The sequence below is a fragment of the Allobosea sp. Root670 genome (assembly GCF_001429415.1).
GTDB lineage: Bacteria > Pseudomonadota > Alphaproteobacteria > Rhizobiales > Beijerinckiaceae > Allobosea > Allobosea robiniae.
In genome coordinates, this window is sequence record NZ_LMJU01000015.1 from 181,779 (window position 1) to 198,215 (window position 16,437).

Consider the following 16,437-nt stretch of genomic DNA (forward strand, 5'->3'; position numbering starts at 1 on the left):
GCCCCGCCTTTCAGAGGATCTGCCATGACCCTGTTCGTCGCCTCCTATTTTGCCGGCGTGCTGACCATCCTCAGCCCCTGCATCCTTCCGATCCTGCCCTTCGTCTTCTCCCGCGCCGGTCAATCCTTCAGCCGGAGCGCTCTGCCGATGCTGGCCGCCATGGCCCTGACCTTCGCGGTCGTCGCCAGTCTGGCGGCGATCGGGGGGAGCTGGGTGGTGCAGGCCAACGAAGCCGGGCGTTTCGCGGCGCTCGCGCTGCTGGCCGTCTTCGGCGTGACCCTGCTCTCACCGCGCGCGGCGGCATTCTTCCACCGCCCCCTTGTCGCGCTTGGACAGCGGCTCTCCGAGGAAGGAGCCGCCGGGCCGCGATCCGTTGGTGGTTCGCTGCTGCTCGGCGCCGCGACCGGCCTGCTCTGGGCGCCCTGTGCGGGCCCGATCCTCGGTCTGGTGCTGACCGGCGCTGCCCTGCACGGAGCCAATGCCGGAACGGCACTGGCGCTGGCAGCCTATGCGGCGGGCGCTGCGACCTCGCTCGCTGTCGCGCTGCGGGTCGGCGGAGAGGTGCTGGCGGCAGTGAAGCGCGCATTGGGTCTCGGCGAGCGCATCCGCCGGGGCCTCGGCGTCGCGGTGCTGGCAAGCGTGCTGGCGATCGGCTTCGGGCTCGACACCGGGCTGCTCACGAGGCTTTCCTTCGCGGCCACCACCGGCATCGAGCAAAGCCTCCTCGACGGTCTCGGCCATGATGGCGTAGCCGCCCTGCGCGTCGCCGAGAATGGTGCACCGAGCGGTGCGGGAATGGCGGCCCAGCCCTATCGCAGCATGCTGCCGGATCGTGGAGCGGCTCCGGGTTTCGCCGGCGCGGTGAGCTGGCTCAATACAGCCCCCCTGGATGCGGATGAGCTGCGGGGCAAGGTCGTGCTGGTCAATTTCTGGACCTATTCCTGCATCAACTGCATCCGCACCTTGCCCTATGTCCGCGCCTGGGCCGAGAAATATCGGGATCAGGGCCTTGTCGTGGTCGGTGTCCATACCCCGGAATTCGCCTTCGAGAAGAAGGTCGAGAACATCCGGCAGGCGGCCGCCCGGTTCGGAATCGACTATCCGATCGCCGTCGACAATGATTTTAGGATCTGGCGCGCCTTCCGCAACAGCTACTGGCCGGCGATCTATCTCGTCGATGCGCAGGGCCGGATCCGCCACACCCAGTTCGGCGAAGGCGGCGAAGCGCTCTCGGACCGGGCCATCCAGGATCTCCTCGCCGAGGCTGCCGGCCAGCGCAAGGCGGTGTCGAACTTCGTGACGCCGCAGGCATCCGGTGCCCAGGCCGCGCCGGACCTGGCCAATATCCGTTCGGGTGAAGCCTATCTCGGCTATTCCAAGGCGTCGGGCTTCGCCTCGCCGGAAGGGATCACGGGCGACCGGCCGCAGGATTACAGCGTCGGCAAGCTCAGGCTCAATCAATGGGGGCTCGACGGCAACTGGACGGTCGGCGCGGAGAGCGCCCGGCTCTCCCGCGCCGGCGGCGGCATCGCCTTCCGCTTCAGCGCGCGTGACCTGCATCTGGTGCTCGGACCCGGACCCAACGGGCGGCCGATCCGGTTCCAGGTCACGATCGATGGCAAACCACCCGCTGCCGACCGCGGAGCCGATCTCGACACGGCCGGATATGGCACGGTCTCGGAAACCCGGCTCTATCAGCTTGTCCGCCAATCGGGCGAGGTCGGGGAGCATGTCTTCGAGATACGCTTCCTCGATGCTGGAGCGGAAGCCTATGCGTTCACCTTCGGGTGACCGCATTGCCGATGCGGCATCGCCGGCCACGAAAAGAAGGCGCCCGGAGCAAAGCCCGGGCGCCTTCTGATTGTATCGGGAGGGCAAGCTGCTGTCGCGCTCGCGCGATCAGGGTGCGAGACGGGTGAAGACGTAGTCGTGGTTCTTCACCAGCGCCTCATGGCAGCCCCAGCAGGTTTCGTGCTGGGCCTGGTCGACGGGCTTGCCATCGACGAAGCGGCCGAAGCCCCAGCCGCCGGTCGCGGCATAGCGCTTCGAGTCCTTCACCATCACCTGCACGGTGGTCGCCATGCCCGGAACGAGCGCGGATTCGAATTCGGGCGACTGGATATGTTTCCAGGCCAGCTTGACCAGCACCGCTCCGTCCGGGAAGGGCAGGGTCACCGCCCGATAGGCCGCCAGCGCCGTCTTGTTGCCGACGACGGCACGCAGTTCGTTGAGCGGTTCGCGCTCAAGCGCCGGCGCGATCAGTTCCCATTGCCGGTAGGCGTCGGGAATCGCGACGCCATAGATCGGCGAGGCCGGCTTCGGCTCTGTTCCGCTTTGCGCAAACCCACCGAACAGGACGACGGCGGCGGCCCCGAAGGCCGCCGCCGCGCAGGTTGTCAGGGATATCGGCTTCACTCGTGCCATTGCTCCGGCCTCAGAGCCTGTCGGCATCGATGATCGCCTGGGCGAACTCCCGCGGAGCCTCCTGCGGCGGATTATGGCCGATGCCACCCTTGAACAGCCGGTGCTCGTATTTGCCGGTGAAGCGCTTGGCATAGGCTGCCGGCTCCGGATGAGGGGCGCCATTGGCATCGCCCTCGATGGTGATGGTCGGCACTCCGATGCTCGGGAAGCCGGCGAGCTTCTGCTCCAGCGCATCGAACTGCGCTTCGCCCTGCGCCAGGCCGAGCCGCCAGCGGTAGTTGTGGATCGAGATCGCGACATGGTCCGGATTGTCGAAGGCCTTGGCCGAGCGCGCGAAGGTGGCGTCGTCGAATTTCCACTGCGGCGAAGCGAGCTCCCAGATCAGCCGGGCGAAGTCGTGCGTGTATTTCGCATAGCCGGCAGCGCCCCGCTCGGTGGCGAAATAGAACTGGTACCACCATTGCAATTCGGCCTTGGGCGGCAGCGGCGGCTTGTTCGCGTCCTGGCTGCCGATGAGATAGCCGCTGACCGAGACCAGCGCCTTGACGCGCTCGGGCCAGAGTGCGGCGACGATGTCGGCAGTGCGTGCGCCCCAATCATAGCCGCCGATGACGGCCTTCTCGATCTTCAGCGCATCCATGAAGGCGATGATGTCGGTGGCGAGCGCGCCCTGCTGGCCGTTGCGCGGTGTATCTGCCGGCAGGAAGCGGGTCGAACCGTAGCCGCGCAGATGCGGCACGAGCACCCGGTATCCGGCTTTGGCCAGGATCGGCGCGACATCGACATAGCTGTGGATGTCATAGGGCCAGCCATGGAGCAGCAGAACCGGCGGGCCATCGGCCGGGCCGTCCTCGGCATAGCCGACATCGAGCACGCCGGCCTTGACCTGCTTCAGCGCGGCGAAGGTCGTATGGGCACTCGGGCCTGCCGCTGGCGACGCGGCCGAAGACGGTGAACGTGCCTGGGCCCGGGCACCGCCGATCGCGGCAAACGGGGCGAGCGTGGCTCCCAGTGCGAGGGCGCTCAGGAGACTGCGACGGGGCTGATCGATCTGTTCCGACATGGCTCTCTTCCTGATTGAATGTCGCGGAGAGAAGAGCCCGGTCCCTGTGTCGAGGCTGTGTCGGCATAGGCGGGATTTGTAAGCGTTCGCCCGTTTCAAAGGGCGCGATACACGCGGATACAAACCGCTCGCCCGTCCCCGGGGCCGCATCGCAGGCCGATGCGGACGGACGGTGCCTCCCGTGCTGCAATGTATCGAGGCGCCGAGGAAACACGCTTCGTTACAAATCGGCCCGTTCGCAAAACAATCACGACATCTCGGCTTGGGAAACGCTCTCCCACCCGCCGCCGCTCATGGCGGCGCCAGAGATGGAGCGTTCCATGATCACGATCGAGAAGGTCCTCTATACCGGCGGCGTTCACACCACCGGCGGCCGCGACGGCGCTTCGCGCAGCTCCGACGGCAAGCTCGACATCAAGCTGTCGCCTCCCGGCAGCGCCGGTGCCGGCACCAATCCGGAGCAGTTGTTTGCTGCCGGCTGGTCGGCCTGCTTCATCGGCGCGATCGGTCTGGCCGCGGGTAAACGCAAGCTCGCCCTGCCGGCGGACCTTGCCGTCGATGCCGAGGTCGATCTCGGCATGACGGACGGTGCGTATTTCCTGCAGGCGCGCCTGCGCGTCAGCCTTCCCGGCCTCGACCGCGAACTGGCGCAGAGCCTCGTCGATGAGGCCCACCAGACCTGCCCGTACTCCAAGGCCACGCGCGGCAACATCCATGTGGAACTGAGCATGGCCTGAGGGAGCCATGGCGCGGAGGCGGGCGATCGCTCCGCATCGGGAGACGATGACATGACCATCAATCGCAAAAGGAAGCTCGCCTTCGTCCTGTTGGCGATCACGGCCCTGGCTGCCGTGCCCTGCGCCTGGGATGCCAGCGATATCCGCGACGCGTCCTGGCTTCCGGCGGTGTTCGCGACGCTTGCCGGCCCGCAGCGCTAGCGCACGAAACCCCGCCTCTCCAGCCGACCCGTCTCCCGAAAAGGACGGGCTGGAGAGCGAAGCATTCCCGCCATCGGCCCGACATTCAGCGGAGCTGGCCGATGGCGAGCACCGATCCATCACGTCGCCTTGGAGTTAGGCTATGACAACGGAATTCTCACATCCGACCCGCCGGCATCTGCTGGCTGGCGCGGCGGCGGCCGGCGCTGTCGGCGCGCTCGTTCCCGGCGTGGCTCATGCCGCAGCGCCGGGAGATGCCACGGCGATCCGGCCCTTCCGCATCGATGTCCCGCAGGAGGCGATCGACGACCTGCGCCGCCGCATTGCGCTGACCCGCTGGCCGGACAAGGAAACGGTCAACGACCGATCGCAGGGCGTTCCGCTGGCCAGGCTCAAGCCCTTGGTCGAGTATTGGGGCGCCGGCTACGATTGGCGCAAGGGCGAAGCCAAGCGCAATGCCCTGCCGCAATTCGTCACCACGATCGACGGACTCGACATCCAGTTTGCCCATGTGCGCTCGAAGCATCCCGATGCCCTGCCGATGATCATGACGCATGGCTGGCCGGGCTCGCTGTTCGAGCTTCTGAAGGTTGTCGGCCCGCTGACCGACCCCACGGCCCATGGCGGACGCGCCGAGGATGCCTTCCACCTCGTCCTGCCGACCTATCCGCATTACGGCTTCTCGGGGCGCCCGACCGGAACCGATTGGGGCCCGGCCCATGTCGCCCGCGCCTGGGACGCGCTGATGCATCGCCTTGGCTATGATCGCTACGTCTCCCAGGGCGGCGATTGGGGCGCCATCATCTCCGAGGTCATGGCCGTGCAGGCACCCAAGGGGCTCCTCGGCATCCACACCAACATGCCCGGAACGGTCCCGCCGGACGTCCTCAAGCTGATCCGCAATCGCGAGCCGGTTCCCGTGCAGTTCTCGGCGGAGGAAAAGGCCGCCTATGCCCGGCTGCGCTATTTCTATGACGAGGGTTTCGGCTATGCGGCGATGATGAACACCCGCCCGCAGACGCTCGGCTACGGGCTCGCGGATTCCCCCTCCGCCATGGCGGCGTTCTATTACGAGAAGTTCGCCGAATGGAGCTACAGCAAGGGGGATCCCGAAACCGTCTTCAGCCGCGACGAGATTCTGGATGCGATCAGCCTGTACTGGCTGACCAACACGGGAACCTCGACCTCGCGTTCCTATTGGGATGCGGCGCAGGGCGGTGGCGGCCCGTTCAATGCCATCGAGATCAGCAAGGTCCCGGTCGCGGTGACGGTCTTCCCCGGCGAGATCTATCCGGCGCCGAAGAGCTGGGCCGAGAAGAGCTTCCACAAGCTGATCACTGGAAGGTGGCCGACAAGGGCGGCCATTTCGCCGCCTGGGAGCAGCCGCAGCTCTTCGCCGAGGAGATGCGGCGGCCTTCAAGACGCTGCGCTGACGGGCCGGGTGGGCGGTGCACGCACCGCCCACCTGTTCCTGGAGAGGGCACCGGCCGACACAGTGCCGGCACCGGTTTTGCCGTACAGCACGGCAGCTCGTGGCTGTCTGGAATTGTATCGCACTGTGTCGGTGGAGCCTCCAGTTACAGGCTCATGCATGGAAAACCGGCCAGAAACACATCGCAGATACATGGCTACCCCTTCCTGAAGATGCCGAACGTCGGCTGGCATCGCCCTGCTATCGCTCGCGGGGGGCTTCGCCGGGGCCTGTCCGCCGGCTATGAGGGACGCCTGTTGTGAAGCCGCCCGATCGGCGGAAGCGGAAAGTTCGGTCATGGAGCATGTCGACCACATCCTGATCGTCGATGACGACCGAGAAATCCGCGATCTGGTCTCGAGCTATCTCGCAAAGAACGGACTGCGGACTTCGACCGCCGCGGACGGGCGGCAGATGCGCAGCTTCCTCGATGCCAACACTGTCGACCTCATCGTGCTCGACGTGATGATGCCGGGCCAGGACGGGCTCGCGCTCTGCCGTGAATTGCGGGCCGGCAGGCACAAGGCAACGCCGATCCTGATGCTGACGGCGCGCAGCGACGAGATGGATCGCGTCATCGGGCTCGAAATGGGCGCCGACGACTATCTCTCCAAACCGTTCGCCGCCCGCGAATTGCTGGCACGCATCAATGCCGTCCTGCGGCGGACCCGGATGCTGCCGCCGAACCTGCAGATCAGCGAAGCCGGCCAACTGCTGACCTTCGGCGATTGGCGGCTCGATACGGTGCATCGCCACCTCCTCGATGCGCAGGGAACCGAGGTGGCTCTGAGCGGCGCCGAATATCGCTTGCTGCGGGTCTTCATCGACCATCCCCAGCGCGTGCTCAATCGCGATCAACTCCTGAACCTGACGCAGGGGCGCGATGCCGAGCTGTTCGACCGCTCGATCGACCTGCTGGTCAGCCGCTTGCGCCAGCGGCTTGGCGACGATGCGCGCGAGCCGACCTACATCAAGACCGTGCGCAGCGAGGGTTATGTCCTCGCGGTCCCCGTCGAGATCACGGAACCCAAGTCGTGAGTGCCAACGCCGCGTCCCGCTTCCTGCCTCGGACGCTGCGCGCCCGCCTGTTCCTGATCCTGCTTGCAGGGTTGGCCGTCGCCTATGGGCTGTCCTTCAGCGTTCTCTACGCGGAGCGCACGATGTCGGCGACGGCGGTGATGTTCCGTACGCTGGAGAACGATGTCGCGACCTCGATCGCGGTTCTCGACCGGACGCCCGCTGCCGAGCGGCCCGAGCTGCTCGAATGGCTCAGCCGCGGCAACTACACGCTCACCCTAGGGCCGGGCCTTGCCGGAGTGCCCACCAAATCCCCTCATGGCCGGGAGATCGCGGCCAGGCTGGAAAGCGCCGCCGGCTCCCGCTTTCCCCTGCGGATCGAAGCGATCCCGGGCGGGGAAGGCCGCCTGCAGGCCCATCTGAGCCTGAGCGACGGCAGTCCCCTGACCATCGAGATCACCCCGCGCGGCATCATGCCGGTGGCGGACTGGCTGCCCTATGTGCTGGTGGCGCAGATGGTCCTGCTGCTGGCTTGCGCCGGGTTCGCGGTCAGGCAGGCGGTTCGCCCGCTCGGCGAACTCGCCGCTGCCGCCGATGCGCTCGACCCCAACGCGAAGAGCACCCCCCTCAGCGAAACCGGCCCCAGCGAGATCGCCCATGCGGCCCGAGCCTTCAACGCGATGCGCGATCGGATCGCGCATTATCTGGAAGAGCGCGTGCAGATCCTCGCGGCGATCTCGCACGACCTGCAGACGCCGATCACCCGCATGCGGCTGCGCGCCGACATGGCCGACGAGTCGCCGGAAAAGGACAAGCTCGTCAACGATCTCCGCGAGATCGAGCGGCTGGTCCAGGATGGCATCGCCTATGCGCGCAGCGCCCACAGCAGCGGCGAGAAGAAGACGCGCATCGATCTGGCCTCCTTCATCGACAGCATCGCCTATGACTATCAGGATACCGGCAAGGCGGTCTCGGTTGCAGGCCGGATCGACGGAATCGCCTCTACCAAGCCGCACGCACTGCGGCGCATCCTGTCGAATTTGATCGACAACGCCCTGAAATTCGCGGGCGCAGCAGAAATCGACGTGGAACGAAGAGAGAGCGGCGCCATCGCGATCACCGTGCTGGACCGTGGTTCCGGCATCCCCGAGGAGATGCTGGCCGCTGCCATGCAGCCCTTCTTCCGTCTGGAGCAGTCGCGCAACCGCGAGACCGGCGGAACCGGGCTCGGGCTTGCCATCGCCCAGCAACTGGCCGCGACGATCGACGGCTCGATCAGGCTCTCCAACCGCACTGGCGGCGGTTTGGTGGCGGAGGTGGTCATCCCATGAAGGGGGGTGGCTTGCAGATATCGGGTTTACGGTTGCGTTGCTATCGAGCGCTTTGGATTCTTGCCGCGATCGACAGCCCGAGCGGCTTTCCCGGATTGATTATCACGTCTCGGGCAAGAAGCTAACGTCCGCTGTGGCGCAACATGGGCGCCAGAACCACTCGCGTCCGCTTTTAGGCAAGCTGATAATGTCCGCACTTGGCGCATCTCACCCGGAAGAGCGACCTGCGTTTGTGGCCCGAAGCGGACTCTGAGGGTGCCTGCTTTCGGGCTGTCTCATTAGCGAAGCTAATGTGCGTGCGACGAGCTCTTGCTGCCTTTGTCGGCGGGCCGATAGCGAAGAGGAAGGCTGAGTAAAAAGTTTGCCTTATTTCGAAGGGCGATGCTGGCGGGGTTCAGATCGACACATTACTTCCACACTGCAGATCATAATCGCGCATGCGTAATCGAGGATGGTCGTCAGAAGGTTCGTTCGAAGAAAAGCTGCGCCGAACTTTGCCGGCCCGAAAGGCTCGCCGCGCGTGCATTGCCGGCGATGTCGAGCTTCTGCCAAGCGATGGAACCTTCGAGGCCGATGCGCAGTCCATCGACCGGCGCCCAGACCAGGTTTGCCGCGACCCGGTCGATCTGAATCAAGCCGGCCAACCCGGAAGAGGTCGGAATCGAAAGCCGATACCGGCTGACATAGGTGTTGGTCGACCATTCATCCGTCCATTCACGCCCGATAGCGACTACGCCGGACCAGCCGCGCGTTGTCAGGCCTCCGGTCAGGGCCGAAAAGGCCGTGCGCTGGTCAAGCCTGGAACCGATATAGGGGGCCGCGTCCACGGCCCCGGCGATCTGGGCGGTCAGCGTCAACGGCCGGTCCAGCAGCGTCTTCTCCCAGGTCGCGCCGAGGATCGCAGCCCGGCCGACGCGGCTGGAACCGCCGCCCGGCACGTCACGCGCCGCGATGGCTCCGTGCAACGTCAAACCGTCCTGCTCGTAGAGCAAACGCGCGACACCGTCGGGCACGCGATTGCCCCGGTTTGGCAGCACCGTGCGCCGGTCGGCGGAGGTGTCTTCGACCGACAGCGACAGGCTAAGCTGTTCGGTCAGCTGTCGCTCGTAGCCGATCAGCGCAACGGTGCGGCTCGGAATCCGGCCGATGAAGGCGAAGTCGTCGCCGGTCCAGAAATCAAAGCGCGAGCCCGCCAACCCGAAGGCGAACGCGCCGAAAGTAACGCTGGCCTCGCTCATCGTGAGCTCGCTGCCACCGTCGCTGGACGTGTCGATCGAGAACTCGAAGGCGCTCGCCAGATAGTGTCCATCCGAAAGCGTTTGCCCGGTTTCGATGCGGAAGGAGGCGCTCAGCGGGAAACTGGTGGCCCCCTGCGGCACCAGACCGGTCGCCCGGGCCAGCGCGTTCGCCTTGTAGCTGTCGCGCTGGAGCCCCGCATTCACCGTGCCGGAGACGGCTACGCAGGTGCCTAACCCCGGCGATATGAAGCCGTGGGGGCTTTCGTCATCCTCATCATCGTCTTCGTCATCGCTTGCCGCAGCAGGCTTCGAGGCGGCAGGAAATGAAAAAACCGGACTCGGTTCAGGAGGGGTGATCGTGCAGCTGCGCAGGAACAGGGGGGGCTTGCTGGCCGCGAGCGCATGTGGGCTTGCGAATACGGGAATACAGATAGCGGCAAGCGCCGTTGCCGCATGCATTCTGGTCGCGATCGACAGAGCGCCGCGCCGAACTGGCGGAACGCGCTTCTCGTCAGGCAGCATGCGTTTAGGAACGAACATCGACTCCTCGTTTGATCGTCGCGTTTGAGCGCCACGAATGCCGCGAAATCCCCAACCTGCTTCGAGATCCCTCATCCAATGATCTCGTTTCTTGTGAGCAAGGGAGCTGCGTAATGCTGACGGTTCCGCCATCAGGCGTACCAACGCTCCGGCTTTGCAAGTCGGCGCTTACGCGGCGCGTTAGCGGCTTGGTGGAGCGCGCATGTTTCCGGCGGCCCCGCGAAATTTCTGGCTGGGTCTGCAAATTCGAGCGTCTTCGTCCGGTAGCTGTCGAGCATCCGCATTCTGGAGTGTAACAGTTACGGCCGCCAAACTGCTTCCGACTCTGCGGAGTTCGTTCGAAGATATTGCCTGCCGCGACATGCGGGCAAGGTCGATCGGGCCGACACTTCAATGGATGAAAGCATGAAACGAGGTACGAAACCTGTCGCCTTGGCGCTTCTCACGCTCGCCGCCACGGCCACCGGGCAGCCGGGCCTGGCGGTCGAGCGCCTGCAAGGCGCGTGGGCAACGAGTGCGGCGAGCTGCGACCAGGTCTTCGCCAAACGCAACGGGCAACTCGTCTTCAAGCACTCAGCCGAAGGTTGGTCGGGATTTATTGCGACCGGCAAGCACATCCGCGGTGCGCACGCCACCTGCGATGTGATCTCCTCGAAGCAGAAGGGCGACGTGTTGACCGTTCTGCTCGGCTGCAAGACTGCAGTTATCTTCGAGACGTCGACCGTGTCCGTCCGCTTCAAGCCCGACGGCGATGTCCTGCGCTTCGACCCGGAGTTTCCGGAGGTCGAGACCAGCTATCACAGGTGCGACAAGTAACAGCCGCCCGCCAGCACAGAACCTGGCTCTGCTTTTTCCTCGTTGATGAGATGGATCAGGACGGAAGGAGATGGATGATGTCGTTCTTGAGTGCGAACGCGGCCCGCTCCCTTCGGGCAGCGTCGATCGTCGGCCTTGTATCGAAGGCCATGGCCGTGACGCTGTTGCCGATCTCGCTCGTTTCGTTTGACGCACAGGCATTCACGCCGATCGGATCGAGACTGGGGAATGTCGCGCCCGAGTTCGTCGAGCCGACCCAATACCGCCGGGGTTTTGCTGAACGGGGCGTCGCCGTCGGGCCGAGAGGCGGCGTAGTCGCCCGGCGCGGCTATGTCGCTCGCGGGCCGCGCGGTGCTGTGGCCGGCAGGGGTTATGTCGCGCGCGGGCCACGAGGGAATGTCGTTGCGGGCCGTGGGGCTGTTGTGCGCCCCGGCTATCGGCCTGCGCCCGTTCCGGTCCGTCCTTGGGTCCGCCCAACCGGTTATTGGTGGCATCCAGGTCTGGCGGTCGTGTCGGGAGCGGCAATCGGCTTCGCAACGGCCGCGGCAGCCCGAGCCTATGTCAGTTCGCAACCGCCGGCACCCGGCTATTGCTGGTTCTACACAAATCCGCAGCGAACGCAGGGCTTCTGGGACGTCTGCCCACCCTGAGAAGACTGGCCATTGCGAGAGAAACCAGGCCGGCCTGCAATAGGCCGATTCAAGACGGAGGTATTCATGCCAAGGCATATCAGCCTGATCGTCGCGCTTTCGATCGCTGCGGGCGTCGCGGCTTGCGCCCCTTATCCCGAGATCGCCAGCGAAACCGTCATCGTCGCCGGGGTCGGCCCGGTCGAGATCGAACGCCTGAATGTCCGGGTGGTGTCGATCGACCGGACCGATCGCTCGGTCGTCGTCGAGCAGCAGGGCAACACCTGGCGCGTCGACGTCCCACCGGCGTTCGGCAATCTCGAACGGCTTCGCGAGGGCGACAGGGTCGAGATCCGACGGATCGAGGGCGCGCTCTTGGATATCGGACGCAGCAGGCGCGGGGCCAGGCCGGGGATCGCCTACACGGAAGCGGCCGGCGAACCGCAATTCCAGAACCTGCCGGACAGGTTCGTCGTGCGGACGATTACGCTGACCGCGCGGTTCGAAAGGTTCGACGCGGCCACGAGCGTCGTGAGCTATGTCGGCCCGTTCGGCGCGCGTTCGCTCAAGGTTGCCGATCCCACGCTCAAGGCCGATCTGCTGCGTCTGCGGAGGGGCGACATGGTCGATCTGACCCTCGCCGAGGCATTCTACATCATCCTGAACTAGACGTTCGTCCCCAGCGCCTCGACGGTGGCTTTCCTCTCGTCTTGGTTCGAGGGGGAAGCCGGCGCCGTGGATTACCACGCTGGGCGAGGCTGACGATGCCGGCGGGGTGAGTTCGCAGCCTGCGTTGCCCGGGGCGTTTTCAGCCGGAACGCTATTGCGGACGTGTGTACTGATTTATCAGCGCTTGACGACCGCCGGAGACGGAGCAGCGGGGGCTGGAACATGTCCCAATGGGAAGGCGAGACTGATCAGGGCGATCGTTCCCTGGGGCCGATTCTCAACGCTGACCTCGCGTAGCACCTTGAGATGTGCGGCGACCGGAGTGCCCGCGACGCTGAAATTATAGCCGATCGAGCCGCCGACTGCGGTGACACGGCCCTTGTAGGAGCCGAGCGAGGCCCCGCCGCCGCCATCGCCGCTGACCTGCTGGTAATGCGAGGCGATCACGCCGATCGAGAATTCCTTGCTGAGATACTGCGTGATCGCGAGGTCGGCATGCACGGCATTGCCGCTGCGGTAGTCGGTGTCTTTATTCTTGCCGTTGATCTCGAAACCCACGGCAGCGGAGATGTCGAGGCCGATTTTGGGGTCGAGCCAGGTCCCTGCCGCGAAAACGTCGCCGATCCAGCGATTGAACGCCAGATTGGAGAGCTCGCCCTCCTGGTAGGCGCCGGCCGGAATGCTCAGCGAGCCGCCGACCTGCCAGTGGAAATTGCCGGCATGCCAGCCGATAAAGCTGGAGACGATGGGATCGCCGAGATTGAAGGTGGCATCGCGGCTGCTGAGCCCGAAGGAGCGGCCAAGACGGGGCGCCGCAATCACGGCACCAGCGCTGATCCGCGGCGTGCCGAATGGGATGGAGACGGCAAAAGCGAGGTTGCCGCCGAATATCTGGAAAGGAGTGACCCAGGTCGGGGTCATGAAATTGGCCCGCGCCTCGACTTTAACATTGGCTAGTACGGCGCCGCCGAACTGCGTCTGGGTTCCTGCCGAAAGCCGTCCAGAATAAGAATAGAAGTCATTCTCGAAATAGAAGCCGGGTGGCGGCAGCATGCCGGCTCCGGGGCCGTGCAATCCCGGGAGAAACAGGCTTGCGCCGCCTTCCGTCGCTGCAAGTTGGCTATGGGTCAGGCTGCCACACAGGGCGACCGTGGCCCCAAGAAGCGCGGTCCTGAATCGCTTCATGATCTGCGCCCTCCCGTCGCGAGAACGGACGGTCCGATGATTCAGCGCGTAGCGTCAAGTTGAGGAGGTAAATAATCGGACTGGGCGTAACGGCCGGCATTGCAACTGTATCGACTGCATCCGGGGCAGGATTACGGGCGTATAGGCTCTGGATGCGTTCAGCGCTTCGACGGATGTCTCATATGGAACAGGCGCAAAAACGCGGGCTTGCCCGCCTGATGCTCCGCTGGCCGGATCGGCGCGCCGTGCTGCGTGAGAAATACGGCCAGGACATCCGCCTGGCGGAACTGTGCGAAGCCTACGAGGCCGCCTGGGAGGCAGCGGCCTATTGGGCAAAATCACCTTCGGTGGTTGGCCGGGAACGCGCGGAGGAATACAACGCGCTCGCTTCCGCGACAGAACAAGATATTCTGGAGAGGATTTCCTAACGGTGTCGCTCTTGGCCATGCCGTGGCGAGGGTCTGTGCTTGCCAAGCTCGCTATAGTTGCGTCACTGTTACAACGATTGATGAGAGATAGTTTTTCGATCCAGGCTTTGGAGGCGGAGCAATGGACGGAAAGGTGTTGACCGAGGGTGAGGAGCCCTCGCCTGGAGAAGTACTTTCGGCTCTCGAAGCATTGGTAGCCAGCGGTTCGTTCAGAATCTCGGAAAGAAATAGGCGCTTCCTGAGCTTCGTTGTGAATCAGACGATCGGTGGGCGTTCCGACCGGATCAAAGCCTACTCGATCGGCGTCGACGTCTTCGGTCGGGATGACAGCTTCGACCCGACCGTCGATCCCATCGTTCGCATCGAGGCGACGCGCCTGCGTTCGGCGCTGAACGCCTATTATGATGGTGCGGGAAGTGGCGATCGCATCAGGATCACGATACCGCGCGGCAGTTATGTGCCGACATTCGGCTGGGCAGCCGGATTGCCCGGACGGGATGGGCGCGATTGCCTCCTTGAAGGCATGGTCGCCGAGATTGTGGACGGGACGCTAGCGGCGGTGGTGATCCATGATCACTCGGATCAGGCGGACCCCGAAGTTGCTTTGCGTGGTGAGCTTTTCACCGATGCCCTGCTTCCCCTGTTGCGAAAGGCCCGCTTCAAGACGCTCGTCGTTCCATCGGTAGAGCGCAGCGCGGCGACCGGCTCGATCAACGCACTTTTCGCTCATCCCGGCGAGACCTATTCCCTCGACATCGCCGTACGTCCGCTGGCCGAGCGGCGCCGCTATTCCTGGCGTTTCAGCGATCTGCGCAACGGCGAGGTGCTGGCTTCCGACTTCCGGGATTTTGTCGCGAAGGCGACGCCCTGCTTCGAGCTGATCGACGATCTTGCTGAGACCGCGGCGCAATCCATCTCGGCCGTGATCGCCTCCCATTGAGCTCGGGAAGGGCGCTGTCGATACAGTTACGGCCTTAAGCGCGCGATACCTCCATGCGACTTTCCGGCGTCGCGCACCCAGGCTTGCGCTCTCGCAGAGACGCAATCCCCGGCGACGGATCCGCAACCGGGAGTGTTTCATGGGACGCCATAAATTCCTTGCCGCGGTCGGCCTTGTGGTCGGATTGGGCCTGTCGGCGCTGCCGGCGCAAGCGCAACCCGCTCCAAGCCCGCCAAGTTCGGCCAGACCGAACATCCTCGTCATCTTCGGCGACGATATCGGCCAATCCAACATCAGCGCCTATTCGCACGGCCTGGTCGGCTACAAGACGCCGAATATCGACCGCATCGCCAAGGAAGGCATGATGTTCACCGATTATTATGCGGAGAACAGCTGCACGGCCGGGCGCTCGACCTTCATCACCGGGCAGGTCTGCCTGCGCACGGGTCTCTGCAAGGTCGGCATCCCCGGAGCGACAGTCGGCCTGCAGGATCGCGACGTGACGATCGCGGAGGCCTTGAAGCCGCTCGGCTATGCCACCGGGCAGTTCGGCAAGAACCATCTCGGCGACCGCGACGAATACCTGCCGACGCGGCATGGCTTCGACGAATTCTTCGGCAATCTCTACCACCTCAATGCCGAAGAGGAGCCGGAAGGCCCCTACTACCCCAAGAACGACACGAATTTCGTCAAGTCGGGCTCGCCGCGCGGCGTGCTCAAATCCTCCGCCGACGGCAAGATCGAGGATACCGGCCCGCTCACCCGCAAGCGCATGGAAACGGTCGACGACGAGACCACGGCCGGGGCGATCGACTTCATGCAGCGTCAGGTGAAAGCCAACAAGCCGTTCTTCACCTGGATGAACACCACGCGCATGCATGTGTTCACCCATATCCGCGAAGCCAACAAGGGTATCAGCGGCATGCCCGGGAACGACTACGCCGACGGCATGGTCGAACACGATCGCGATGTCGGCAAGCTGCTGAAGGCGCTCGACGATCTCGGGATCGCCAACAACACCATCGTCGTCTACGCCACCGATAACGGCCCTAACCAATGGTCCTGGCCGGATGCCGCGACGACGCAGTTCCGCTCCGAGAAGGACACGAACTGGGAAGGTGCCTTCCGTGTGCCGGCGTTGATCCGCTGGCCCGGCAAGATCAAGGCGGGCGAAATCTCGAACGAGATGGTCTCCGGCCTGGACTGGTTCCCGACCCTCGTCGCGGCCGCGGGCGACGGCGAGATCAAGGACAAGCTGCAGAAGGGCACGAGCCTCGGCAGCAAGCAGGCCAAGGTCCATCTCGACGGCTACAACCAGCTGCCCTACCTCACCGGTCAGCAGCCGAAATCGGCCCGCAACGAGTTCTTCTACTTCAACGACGACGGCAATCTCGTCGCCTATCGTTACGACAACTGGAAGGTCGTGTTCTGCGAACAGCGCAAGCCCGGCGGTTTCGAGGTCTGGGCCAATCCCTTCACCTGCCTGCGCGCCCCGAAGGTCTTCAATCTGCGCATGGATCCGATGGAACGGGCCGACGTCGTCTCCGACCAGTATTACGACTGGCTCGCCCGGAACGCCTATCTGATCCAGTACGGCGTCTACAAGGTCGCTCCCTTCCTGGGCACCTTCAAGGACTACCCGCCGAGCCAGCGGCCGGCGAGCTTCAGCGTCGACCAGATGGTGGACGCCCTGATGAAGAATCTCGATCAGGCCGCGAGCAAAGCGAGCAAGTAATCATCCGCTACGC

14 protein-coding genes and 1 pseudogene are annotated in these 16,437 nt (G+C 64.7%); 11 read left to right on the forward strand and 4 right to left on the reverse strand.

What is annotated here, in order from left to right:
• Positions 1-24 precede the first annotated feature (24 nt).
• A complete protein-coding gene (locus ASE61_RS13330) occupies positions 25-1,791 on the forward strand; it encodes a cytochrome c biogenesis protein DipZ (protein ID WP_061967641.1) in 1,767 nt (588 codons plus the stop codon).
• A 108-nt stretch (positions 1,792-1,899) separates the two neighbouring features.
• Here ASE61_RS13330 and ASE61_RS13335 read toward each other — a convergent pair whose 3' ends face one another.
• Together ASE61_RS13335 and ASE61_RS13340 are read right to left on the reverse strand one after the other, a co-directional pair.
• Positions 1,900-2,355, reverse strand: a complete 456-nt coding sequence (locus ASE61_RS13335) for a cytochrome P460 family protein (protein ID WP_061968294.1) — start codon at positions 2,353-2,355, stop codon at positions 1,900-1,902.
• Between the two features lie 79 nt (positions 2,356-2,434).
• Positions 2,435-3,487: an alpha/beta fold hydrolase gene (locus tag ASE61_RS13340; protein WP_061967643.1), complete on the reverse strand. Its 1,053-nt coding sequence runs from the start codon at positions 3,485-3,487 to the stop codon at positions 2,435-2,437.
• A gap of 320 nt (positions 3,488-3,807) precedes the next feature.
• Here ASE61_RS13340 and ASE61_RS13345 point away from each other — a divergent pair, with 320 nt between their 5' ends.
• The 5 genes and pseudogenes from ASE61_RS13345 (at position 3,808) to ASE61_RS13360 (ending at position 8,244) form a co-directional block, all read left to right on the forward strand.
• Positions 3,808-4,224 carry an organic hydroperoxide resistance protein gene (locus ASE61_RS13345; RefSeq protein WP_061968296.1) on the forward strand — a complete coding sequence of 139 codons (417 nt, stop codon included), beginning with the start codon at positions 3,808-3,810 and terminating at the stop codon, positions 4,222-4,224.
• Between the two features lie 51 nt (positions 4,225-4,275).
• Positions 4,276-4,425, forward strand: coding sequence for a hypothetical protein (locus ASE61_RS26500; protein WP_156407089.1), 150 nt, complete (start codon positions 4,276-4,278; stop codon positions 4,423-4,425).
• 142 nt (positions 4,426-4,567) lie between these two features.
• Positions 4,568-5,858 (forward strand): annotated as a pseudogene (locus tag ASE61_RS13350) (epoxide hydrolase family protein).
• 335 nt (positions 5,859-6,193) lie between these two features.
• A complete protein-coding gene (locus tag ASE61_RS13355; RefSeq protein WP_061967644.1) occupies positions 6,194-6,934 on the forward strand; it encodes a response regulator in 741 nt (246 codons plus the stop codon).
• The gene (locus tag ASE61_RS13360) at positions 6,931-8,244 is read left to right on the forward strand and encodes a sensor histidine kinase (RefSeq protein ID WP_061967646.1); all 1,314 of its coding nucleotides are present in this window, start codon (positions 6,931-6,933) and stop codon (positions 8,242-8,244) included. Before ASE61_RS13355 ends, ASE61_RS13360 begins: the two co-directional genes overlap by 4 nt.
• A gap of 458 nt (positions 8,245-8,702) precedes the next feature.
• Here the strand turns inward: ASE61_RS13360 and ASE61_RS13365 are convergent, their stop codons facing one another.
• A complete protein-coding gene (locus tag ASE61_RS13365) occupies positions 8,703-10,097 on the reverse strand; it encodes a porin (RefSeq protein WP_162260100.1) in 1,395 nt (464 codons plus the stop codon).
• 318 nt (positions 10,098-10,415) lie between these two features.
• Between ASE61_RS13365 and ASE61_RS13370 the strand changes: the two genes are divergently transcribed.
• Both ASE61_RS13370 and ASE61_RS13375 read left to right on the forward strand, forming a co-directional pair.
• Positions 10,416-10,838 (forward strand): hypothetical protein, encoded by a 423-nt coding sequence (locus ASE61_RS13370; protein WP_162260101.1) that lies wholly within the window; start codon positions 10,416-10,418, stop codon positions 10,836-10,838.
• 716 nt (positions 10,839-11,554) lie between these two features.
• Entirely contained in the window at positions 11,555-12,136 is a 582-nt protein-coding gene (locus ASE61_RS13375) for a hypothetical protein (RefSeq protein WP_061967652.1), read from the forward strand.
• Positions 12,137-12,313: 177 nt separating this feature from the next.
• Here ASE61_RS13375 and ASE61_RS13380 read toward each other — a convergent pair whose 3' ends face one another.
• Positions 12,314-13,189, reverse strand: coding sequence for a transporter (locus ASE61_RS13380; protein WP_244492828.1), 876 nt, complete (start codon positions 13,187-13,189; stop codon positions 12,314-12,316).
• Between the two features lie 314 nt (positions 13,190-13,503).
• Here ASE61_RS13380 and ASE61_RS13385 point away from each other — a divergent pair, with 314 nt between their 5' ends.
• The 3 genes from ASE61_RS13385 (at position 13,504) to ASE61_RS13395 (ending at position 16,424) form a co-directional block, all read left to right on the forward strand.
• Positions 13,504-13,749, forward strand: a complete 246-nt coding sequence (locus tag ASE61_RS13385; RefSeq protein ID WP_061967656.1) for a hypothetical protein — start codon at positions 13,504-13,506, stop codon at positions 13,747-13,749.
• Positions 13,750-13,870: 121 nt separating this feature from the next.
• Positions 13,871-14,689 carry a hypothetical protein gene (locus tag ASE61_RS13390; protein ID WP_156407093.1) on the forward strand — a complete coding sequence of 273 codons (819 nt, stop codon included), beginning with the start codon at positions 13,871-13,873 and terminating at the stop codon, positions 14,687-14,689.
• A gap of 139 nt (positions 14,690-14,828) precedes the next feature.
• Complete coding sequence (locus ASE61_RS13395; RefSeq protein ID WP_061967659.1) at positions 14,829-16,424, forward strand: arylsulfatase; 1,596 nt, start codon at positions 14,829-14,831, stop codon at positions 16,422-16,424.
• Positions 16,425-16,437: the final 13 nt, after the last annotated feature.

Coding starts and splice junctions, on each gene's coding strand:
- ASE61_RS13330 (WP_061967641.1), top strand. CDS start 25: ATGACCCTGTTCGTCGCCTCCTATTTTGCCGGCGTGCTGACCATCCTC.
- ASE61_RS13340 (WP_061967643.1), bottom strand. CDS start 3,487: ATGTCGGAACAGATCGATCAGCCCCGTCGCAGTCTCCTGAGCGCCCTC.
- ASE61_RS13345 (WP_061968296.1), top strand. CDS start 3,808: ATGATCACGATCGAGAAGGTCCTCTATACCGGCGGCGTTCACACCACC.
- ASE61_RS26500 (WP_156407089.1), top strand. CDS start 4,276: ATGACCATCAATCGCAAAAGGAAGCTCGCCTTCGTCCTGTTGGCGATC.
- ASE61_RS13355 (WP_061967644.1), top strand. CDS start 6,194: ATGGAGCATGTCGACCACATCCTGATCGTCGATGACGACCGAGAAATC.
- ASE61_RS13365 (WP_162260100.1), bottom strand. CDS start 10,097: ATGAGGGATCTCGAAGCAGGTTGGGGATTTCGCGGCATTCGTGGCGCT.
- ASE61_RS13370 (WP_162260101.1), top strand. CDS start 10,416: ATGGATGAAAGCATGAAACGAGGTACGAAACCTGTCGCCTTGGCGCTT.
- ASE61_RS13375 (WP_061967652.1), top strand. CDS start 11,555: ATGCCAAGGCATATCAGCCTGATCGTCGCGCTTTCGATCGCTGCGGGC.
- ASE61_RS13380 (WP_244492828.1), bottom strand. CDS start 13,189: ATGCTGCCGCCACCCGGCTTCTATTTCGAGAATGACTTCTATTCTTAT.
- ASE61_RS13385 (WP_061967656.1), top strand. CDS start 13,504: ATGGAACAGGCGCAAAAACGCGGGCTTGCCCGCCTGATGCTCCGCTGG.
- ASE61_RS13390 (WP_156407093.1), top strand. CDS start 13,871: ATGGACGGAAAGGTGTTGACCGAGGGTGAGGAGCCCTCGCCTGGAGAA.
- ASE61_RS13395 (WP_061967659.1), top strand. CDS start 14,829: ATGGGACGCCATAAATTCCTTGCCGCGGTCGGCCTTGTGGTCGGATTG.